Raw genomic sequence first — 7,395 nt, 5'->3', positions numbered from 1 at the left:
GCCAACCCGGGGGGCCCCCCCCGGGGGGCCCCCCGGCCGGCGGGGGGGGGCCCACCGCTGTGTCGGCCGCGGCCCGCCCCGGCAGGGGTCAGGCCGTCACGCCAGGCCGCGTACGTACGGAGTCGTCGTGCTCAGCCAGGCGAAGCCGAGGCGCTGGAGGATGGGGCGGCTCTGGTCGCTCGCGTCGACCTGGAGGTACTGGTAGCCGAGCTCGGCCGCGAGGCGGGCACGGTGGGCGACGAGGGCGCGGTAGATGCCCCGGCCGCGCCAGTCGGGTGCGGTGCCGCCTCCCCAGAGCCCGGCGAACCCGGTGCCCGGGATCAGTTCCATCCGGGCGCCGCTGACCGGGCGGTCGCCGGCCATCGCGACGACCATGCTGACCGTCTCGGTGCCGTCGCGCAGGTGGTCGAGGATCCGCTCGCGCAGAGCGGGGTTTTCGGTGCCGAAGGCCTGTACGTGGGCTTCCATCAGCAGGTCCACCCCGGCCGGGTCGGTCACCGGGAGCAACCGGACGCCCTCGGGCAGGGCTGCTTCGGTGGGCAGGTCCGCGATCCGGGCGATCATCAGCGCCTCGTCCGGCTCCGGGGTGAAGCCGGCCGCCAGCAGTCGGGCACCGAGGTCGGCGGGGAGGTCGTGGGAGTAGGCCTTCCACTCGAACTCCAGCCCGAGCTCGGCGAAGTGGTGCACCTGCGCGGCGATCGCCGCGTCCGCCCCGGCCTCGTCCAGACCGGACCAGACCACGCCGTTCCAGCCGTGCTCCGGGCCCACCTGCCGGACCACCGCGCCGTCGCGTTCGACGCGGCAGCCGGGGTCGGGCAGCGCGTTGCGCCGGAGCCGGTCGTCGAACAGGGCGAGCACCTCGTCATGGTTCATCCGCTCACTTCAACACGGCCCGGGATCGCACGCCATCGAGTTTCCGCGCCACCGGCTGCGGGCGGCGCTCCCCAACCGGCTTGCCCTCCCCAGCCGGCGTGTGCTCCCCAGCCGCCCCGGACCTGGACGGGCTTGCGGCCCGCCACCCGCAGTCGGCCGGACCGGATCACCTCGCCCGGCGCCTCTGCCGCCACGATGGCATCCAACAGGGCCATGGCCTCGGCGAGTTCGTCCATCTGCCGGGTGATCCGGGCGCGTTCCCGGGCCAGGCCGGCGAGCAGCTCGGGGCAGGTCGGGCCGGGAGGGCGCTGCCCCGGGAGCGGCAGGCCGTGGAGGATCTCGGCGATCACGGCGCTGTTGAGGCCGGCCGCGAGGAGGATGCGGATGCCGCGGACGGTGTCCACGTCCGGCTCGCCGTACTCGCGGTAGCCGCTGGGGCGGCGCTCGGGGGTGAGCAGCCCCTGTTCCTCGTAGTACCGCAGGGCGCGAGGGGTGACGCCGGTGCGCCGGGCGAGTTCTCCGATCCGCATCGCGGACACCTCCTCGGCGGATCCTCCACCATGACTCTCCGCCTTGACTCTGCCGTCGGCGTGAAGGCCTGGCGTAACGGCCGTGCCGAACGAACGATCTTCCTCAACCACCCCTGCCGGTAACGCCGTTGCCGTGCTCGGCCTGGGCCCGATGGGCCGGGCGCCGGCCGGGGCGCTGCTGGCCGCCGGCCATCCGGTCGCCGTGTGGAACCGCACGCCGGGCCGGGACTCCGAACCGCTCGCCCTCGGTGCGCGGTCGACCGCGAGCGCTGCCGAGGCGGTGGCGCTCGCCCCGCTCGTGCTGCTCTGCGTCCGCGACCAGCCGGCCGCCCGGGCCGTGCTGGAGGCCGCCGGGACGGCGCTGGGCGGCCGGACCGTCGTCAACGCCACGTCGATCGCGCCTGGCGAGGCGCGGGCGAACGCCGCCGACGCCGAGGCCCGGGGCTTGCGCCTGCTGAACGCCGCGATCCTCACCCCCACCCCGACCATCGGCCGCCCGGAGGGCACCGTCCTGCTGAGCGGCGACGCCGAGGCCTTCGCCACCCACGAGGAGACGCTGCGGGCGCTGGGCACCGTACGCCACGTGGGCACCGACCCGGGCCGGGCGGCGGCCTTCGACGCGGCCCTGCTCGACCTGTTCTGGACCACCGTGCACGGCTGCCTGCACGCCCTGGCGCCGGCCCGCGCCGAGGGCATCACCGGCGCCGAACTCGCGCCGTACGCCCAGGGGTTGTCGCGCATGCCGCCGCCGCTGATCGACCGCTTCGCACAGCGCGCGGACGACCGCCGGCATCCGGGCGACCACAGCAGCCTCGCCTCCGCCGAGGCCGGGCTGGCGCACGTCGCGCACACCGCCCGGGCGCACGGCCTGGACACCTCCGTCCTGGACGCGGCGCTCGCGGTCACCAGGCGGGCGGTCGGGGCCGGGCACGGCTCGGACGGGGTGTCCGCCCTGGTCGAGCTGCTCACCGCATAGCCGGAGCGCCGGGCGCACTACTGCGCCAGGTACCCGCCGTCCACCGGCAGCACGACCCCGGTGACGAAGGACGCGTCGTCGGAGGCGAGGAAGAGGACGGCCGCCGCCACCTCGGCCGGGTCGCCGAGCCGGCCCATCGGGTGCAGCTTCTCGATCGCCGCGAGGTACTCCGGACCGCCGGGCTCGTCGTGCAGCCGGGCGACGCGCTCGGTGGTGATGGTGCCGGGGGCGACGGCGTTGACCCGGATGCCGCGATCGGCCCATTCGACGGCGAGGTGCTTGGTGAGGCCGGAGGCGACGAACTTGGCGGGCCCGTACACCGCCTGGCCGCGCTGGCCGGCCTCGCCGGAGATGGAGGACAGGCAGACGATCGAGCCGCCGGGCCGCTCCTGCGCGGTCATCGCCTCGATCGCGTACTTGCAGGTGAGGAACATGCCGCGACCGTCCACCGCCATCACGTGGTCCCAGTCCTCGGCGGTGGCCTCGGTGATCTCCATCAGCGGGATGACCCCGGCGTTGGCCACCAGGACGTCCAGCCGCCCGTGCCGCTCGACGGCGGCCGCCACCATCCGGCGGGCGTCCTCGTCCCGGGCCACGTCGCCGACCACCGTGCTGAGGGCGCCCGGGAGTTGCCCGGCCAGCCGGTCCAGCCCGGCCGCGTCCACATCGGTGGCGACCACCGACGCGCCCTCCCGGAGGAAGCGTTCGGCGACGGCCCGCCCGATGCCGCTGGCCGCGCCCGTCACCACACAGGAGCGACCCGCCAGCCGCCCGCCCGCGGGGCTCCCCGCGTTCACAGTCACCATGGCGCGACTCTACCCAGCGGGCGGGCCGGGGCCGGGGCCCTTCGGACGGTACGCCGAATCGGGCCGGTCGACGGCTCAAAAGCGGCCCGGCGGGGCGGGCATGTGTCGCACGGCTACCGACAACGGCGGCGGGCGGGGCCCGCCCCCCCGGCCCCGCCCCCCCCCGGGCGGGGGGCGCGCGGGCCGGCCCGGCGGGGGGGGGCGCGGCCCCCCCCCCCCGGGGGGGGGGGGGGGGGGGGGGGGCCCCCCCCCCCCCCCCCCGCGGGGGGCGGCGCCCCCCCCCCCCCCCCCCCCCCCCGCCGCTCGGCCGTTGTGCGGGAGCTACACCCGCGCGTCGGTGGCCAGAGCCTGCGCCACCGGGAGGTTGGGCTGCGGGTGGGTCAGCAGGTGGACGCCCGCCGCCAGTGCACCGCCGACCAGGGGGGCGAGCAGGAACAGCCACAGCTGCGACAGCGCCCCGCCGCCCGCGAACAGCGCCGGGCCGAGGCTGCGCGCCGGGTTGACCGAGGTGCCGGTGAGCGGGATGCCGACCAGGTGGACGACCACCAGCGCGATGCCGATCGGCAGCCCGTCGAAGCCGACCGCGGCCAGCCGGTGGGTGACCGCCAGCACGACGTACACCAGCAGGAAGGTGAGGACGACCTCGGTCAGGAACGCGCCGCCGGCGTTGATGTGCACCTGGGAGCGGTCGCCCCAGCCGTTGGTGCCGAGCTTGCCGTGGGTCTCCAGCCCCGGTACCTGCTTCGCCAGCAGCAGGACGAGCGACGCACCCGCGATGCCGCCGAGCAGCTGCGCCACCCAGTACGACACCGCCGTACGCCCGTCGATCCGGCGGGCCAGCAGGAAGCCGAGCGTCACCGCCGGGTTGACGTGGCAGCCGGAGATCGGGCCGAGCGCGTACGCGAGCGCGAGCAGCACGAAGCCGAAGGCCAGCGCGATGCCCACCGCACCGATCGCCTCCCCCGCGAGCACCGCCGCACCCACCGCCAGCAGCACCAGCAGCAGGGTCCCGAGGAACTCGCCGATCACCGCCCGCCTGTCCGTTCCACCCATGCGCCTGGTCCTCCTGACCGTCAGGGCAGGCGGACCGGTGCCGCCCACGTCCGGCCGACCCTGGTCGACCGTTCGGGGGGCCGCATGTCGGCCGAACGGCCCACCGCCGTGTTCACGGCGCGTCCGCCTGCCGAATTACTCCGAACGGCTGAAACCGTACGAAAATGGCGAGCCCAATGCAAAACGGAGGTAAAACGGGCAGACGGGGACAGGACGGGCGCCGGATGGCTATCGGACCGTCAGTACGATCTTCCCGCGCAGGTGCCCGTCCTCACTGACCCGCTGCGCCTCGGCCGCCTCGGCCAGCGGGAAGACCCGGTGCAGCGGCAGCCGCAGGGCGCCCGCCTCGTGCAGGGCGAGCGCGGCCGCGTAGGCGCGCTGGTGGTAGGAGTCGACACCCTCGGCTCCGCCGTTGAAGCGGACGCCGTGCTCCTGCGCGCCCTGGATGTCGGCGATCGTCAGCACCCGGTCCGCGCTGCCCGTCAGCTCGATCGACAGCGGCAGCACCCCGCCCCGCCCGGCCGCGTCCAGCGCCCGGTCCACACCGCCCGGGGCGGCGGCCCGCACCCGCTCGGCCAGGCCCTCGCCGTACGCCACCGGGATCGCGCCCAGCTCCCGCAGGTAGGCGTGGTTCGGCTCGCTCGCGGTGCCGACCACGGTGATCCCGCGCGCCCGGGCGAACTGGAGCAGCAGGGTGCCCACCCCGCCGGCGGCGCCGTGCACCAGCAGCGTCTCGCCCGGCCGCACGCCGAGGACGTCGAGGACCCGCTCGGACGTCTCGGCGGCCGTCGGGAGTGCGGCGGCCTCCTCCCAGCCCAGCGTGGCGGGCTTGTGGGCCAGCACCGCCGCGTCCACCAGCGCGTGCTCGGCGTAGGCGCCGCCCATCATGCTGCCGAACACCTCGTCGCCGGGCGCGAAGCCGCTCACCTCCGCGCCGACGGCCTCGATCGTGCCGGACACCTCGACGCCCGGCACGTACGGGAAGACGACCGGGAACAGCGCGGCCAGCTCGCCGGTGCGCAGCCTGCGGTCCACCGGGTTGACACCCACCGCGCGGACCGCGACCAGCACCTGGCCGGGCCCGGGGGCGGGCAGTTCGATGTCGGTCGGGCGCAGCACGTCCGCGCCGCCGAACTCGGAGAAGGCGATCGCCTTGGTCATGGAAGGTCCTTCGGTTTCAGGGGAGTTGGTTCGCTCCGACGCCTTCCATCCTGTGACCGGGAGGGTAGCTGCCCGGCCGGTCCTTCGGACGGTTCGACCTGTCCGAACGGCCAGGTGGGAACGGCGGCACCCGAACTAGGCTGGACCTCATGGACCACACGAGGGGCGCGGCGGGCACAACGACGGGTACGGGCGGCACGGACGGGACCTGGCGCGACCACTGGGGCCGCCCCGAGGACGCGCTGGCACGGGCCGTCGAAGTGCTGCGCGCTCCCCGGCCGGACGTCCTGCTGCGACTGTCCGAGGTACTCGGCACCCTCGTCCCGCACACGGCGCTCGCGCAGCTCAGCGGCGTCTGCACGTTCAGCCCCACGCACAGCCACGGCCCGCCCGAGCTCACCGGCGCCATCAGCGCGCTGGACCTGTCCCGGCTGGCCGAACGCACGGCCGGGACCACCTCGGCCGGCCGTCCCTGGCAGGGCGAGGCCGAGCTCGCCGGACGGTCCCGGCCGGTGGTGGTCGTCGCGACCACGCCGGGCAACGACAGTGGCGCCGTCCTGGTCCTCGTCCGGACGGGCACCGAGCCGGTGGCACCCGGGGCGCTCGCCGTCCTGCAACAGCTGTGGGACCTGGTGATCGCCCACTCCGACCACCGCGCCACCGACGCCGCCCCCACCCAGACGGCCGCCTCCCGCGCCTCCGCCAACGCCCGGGCCCGGGCCATCGCCGAGTTCACCGGCACCCACAGTGCCGCGCTCACCGCGATCCTGGCACCGCTGCGCGCGCCCGGCCTGGACGACGCCACGGCCCGCCGCAGCGCCACCGAACTGGCCGTCACCGCCCTGCTCGACCTGCGCCAGGGCGCCGAACTGGACCGCACCCTCAGCGAGGAGCCCGCCGACGCCGCCTTCGCCCGGCTGGTGCGCGAGCTGCGCCCGCTGCTGCGGCACACCCGGGTCCACCTCGACGCCGCACCCCCGGCGGAGGCCGGCCGGTCCGTCCCGGCGGACGCCGCGCACACCGCACGCGACGCCGTCCGGGTCGCCGTGCTGCTGATGCTGGAACAGGAGAAGCCGGCCCGGCTGCACGTGAGCTGGCAGCTCACGACGGACGGCCTGCTGCGCGCCGTGGTGCGCGGCGACGGCCTCGGCCTGCTCAGCGCCGACGCCCTCACCGTCCACCGCACCGCCGACCGCATCACCGCCCTCGGCGGACACCACGGCGTCGAGGCCGTCCCGGGCTGGGGCACCACGGTGACCGTCGACCTCCCGCTCGCCCTGCCCGAGCCCGCCCTCGCCACCGACCCGCTGGACGGCCTCCAGCCGCGCGAGCTGGAGGTCCTCGACCAGCTGGCGCGCGGCCGCCGCAACCGGGACATCGCGGCGGCGCTGCACATCAGCGAGTCGACGGTGAAGTTCCACGTGGCCAACATCCTCGCCAAGCTCGACGTCTCCTCGCGCGGCGAGGCCGCCGCCCTCGCCCACCGCGCCGGACTGCCGCGCGGGCCCGTCGGGCTGCACGCGGCGTCCTGAACACCCCGTCCCCCGAGAGAAGAGACACCATGACCGGACCCACCACCTGGGACCCGACCACCCCCGGCATCCTGCGTCTGCCCTCCGGCCGTCTGCTGCGCGGCCGCGGCCTCAGCCGACCCCTGCCGCCCGGACCCCAACCGACCTTCGGCCTCTACCTGTTGGGCCGCCCGCCGCACGTCGACTGGCCGAGCCGCTGGGTGCGCTGGCCCGACTTCCGCCTCCCCGCCGACCGCGCGGACGCCGCCGACGCCTTCCGCGAGGCCTGGGAACGCGCCGCCACCGAACGCGTCGAACTCGCCTGCGCCGGCGGGCGGGGGCGCACGGGCACCGCGCTCGCCCGCATCGCCGTCCTGGACGGCGTCCCGGCCGCCGAGGCGGTGGACTACGTGCGGGAGCACTACAGCCGGCACGCGGTCGAAACGCCGTGGCAGCGCAAGTTCGTGGAGCGGCTAGCCTAGGCC

At 76.1% G+C, this 7,395-nt stretch carries 7 protein-coding genes and 1 pseudogene; 3 read left to right on the top strand and 5 right to left on the bottom strand.

Annotation, left to right across the window (positions count from 1 at the left end):
- Positions 1-96: 96 nt before the first annotated feature.
- Positions 97-873 carry a GNAT family N-acetyltransferase gene (locus tag ACIRRH_RS26590; protein ID WP_403072196.1) on the bottom strand — a complete coding sequence of 259 codons (777 nt, stop codon included), beginning with the start codon at positions 871-873 and terminating at the stop codon, positions 97-99.
- Between the two features lie 167 nt (positions 874-1,040).
- A pseudogene (locus tag ACIRRH_RS26585) lies at positions 1,041-1,403 on the bottom strand (MerR family transcriptional regulator); the annotation flags it as partial.
- A 133-nt stretch (positions 1,404-1,536) separates the two neighbouring features.
- Between ACIRRH_RS26585 and ACIRRH_RS26580 the strand changes: the two are divergent.
- Entirely contained in the window at positions 1,537-2,379 is an 843-nt protein-coding gene (locus ACIRRH_RS26580) for an NAD(P)-binding domain-containing protein (RefSeq protein WP_403072194.1), read from the top strand.
- A gap of 17 nt (positions 2,380-2,396) precedes the next feature.
- Here the strand turns inward: ACIRRH_RS26580 and ACIRRH_RS26575 are convergent, their stop codons facing one another.
- From ACIRRH_RS26575 to ACIRRH_RS26565, 3 genes are all read right to left on the bottom strand, one after another.
- Entirely contained in the window at positions 2,397-3,185 is a 789-nt protein-coding gene (locus tag ACIRRH_RS26575) for an SDR family NAD(P)-dependent oxidoreductase (protein ID WP_403072192.1), read from the bottom strand.
- Between the two features lie 321 nt (positions 3,186-3,506).
- Positions 3,507-4,238: an MIP family channel protein gene (locus tag ACIRRH_RS26570; protein WP_403072190.1), complete on the bottom strand. Its 732-nt coding sequence runs from the start codon at positions 4,236-4,238 to the stop codon at positions 3,507-3,509.
- 228 nt (positions 4,239-4,466) lie between these two features.
- Positions 4,467-5,399, bottom strand: a complete 933-nt coding sequence (locus ACIRRH_RS26565; RefSeq protein WP_403072188.1) for an NADP-dependent oxidoreductase — start codon at positions 5,397-5,399, stop codon at positions 4,467-4,469.
- A 149-nt stretch (positions 5,400-5,548) separates the two neighbouring features.
- On the opposite strand from ACIRRH_RS26565, the gene ACIRRH_RS26560 reads away from it, so the two are divergent.
- Positions 5,549-6,931: a LuxR C-terminal-related transcriptional regulator gene (locus ACIRRH_RS26560; RefSeq protein ID WP_403072186.1), complete on the top strand. Its 1,383-nt coding sequence runs from the start codon at positions 5,549-5,551 to the stop codon at positions 6,929-6,931.
- Between the two features lie 29 nt (positions 6,932-6,960).
- Positions 6,961-7,392, top strand: coding sequence for a protein phosphatase (locus ACIRRH_RS26555; protein ID WP_403072184.1), 432 nt, complete (start codon positions 6,961-6,963; stop codon positions 7,390-7,392).
- The last annotated feature ends 3 nt before the right edge of the window (positions 7,393-7,395 follow it).

It is taken from the genome of Kitasatospora sp. NPDC101235, assembly GCF_044767505.1.
In the GTDB taxonomy this organism is placed as follows: domain Bacteria; phylum Actinomycetota; class Actinomycetes; order Streptomycetales; family Streptomycetaceae; genus Kitasatospora.
The sequence above is the reverse complement of the archived record's forward strand: the minus strand, read 5'-3'. Positions and strand labels throughout refer to the sequence as shown.

Bases quoted from the DNA above. Each gene is read 5' to 3' on its own strand.
- ACIRRH_RS26555 (WP_403072184.1), top strand. From the start codon at position 6,961: ATGACCGGACCCACCACCTGGGACCCGACCACCCCCGGCATCCTGCGT.
- ACIRRH_RS26590 (WP_403072196.1), bottom strand. From the start codon at position 873: ATGAACCATGACGAGGTGCTCGCCCTGTTCGACGACCGGCTCCGGCGC.
- ACIRRH_RS26560 (WP_403072186.1), top strand. From the start codon at position 5,549: ATGGACCACACGAGGGGCGCGGCGGGCACAACGACGGGTACGGGCGGC.
- ACIRRH_RS26575 (WP_403072192.1), bottom strand. From the start codon at position 3,185: ATGGTGACTGTGAACGCGGGGAGCCCCGCGGGCGGGCGGCTGGCGGGT.
- ACIRRH_RS26570 (WP_403072190.1), bottom strand. From the start codon at position 4,238: ATGGGTGGAACGGACAGGCGGGCGGTGATCGGCGAGTTCCTCGGGACC.
- ACIRRH_RS26565 (WP_403072188.1), bottom strand. From the start codon at position 5,399: ATGACCAAGGCGATCGCCTTCTCCGAGTTCGGCGGCGCGGACGTGCTG.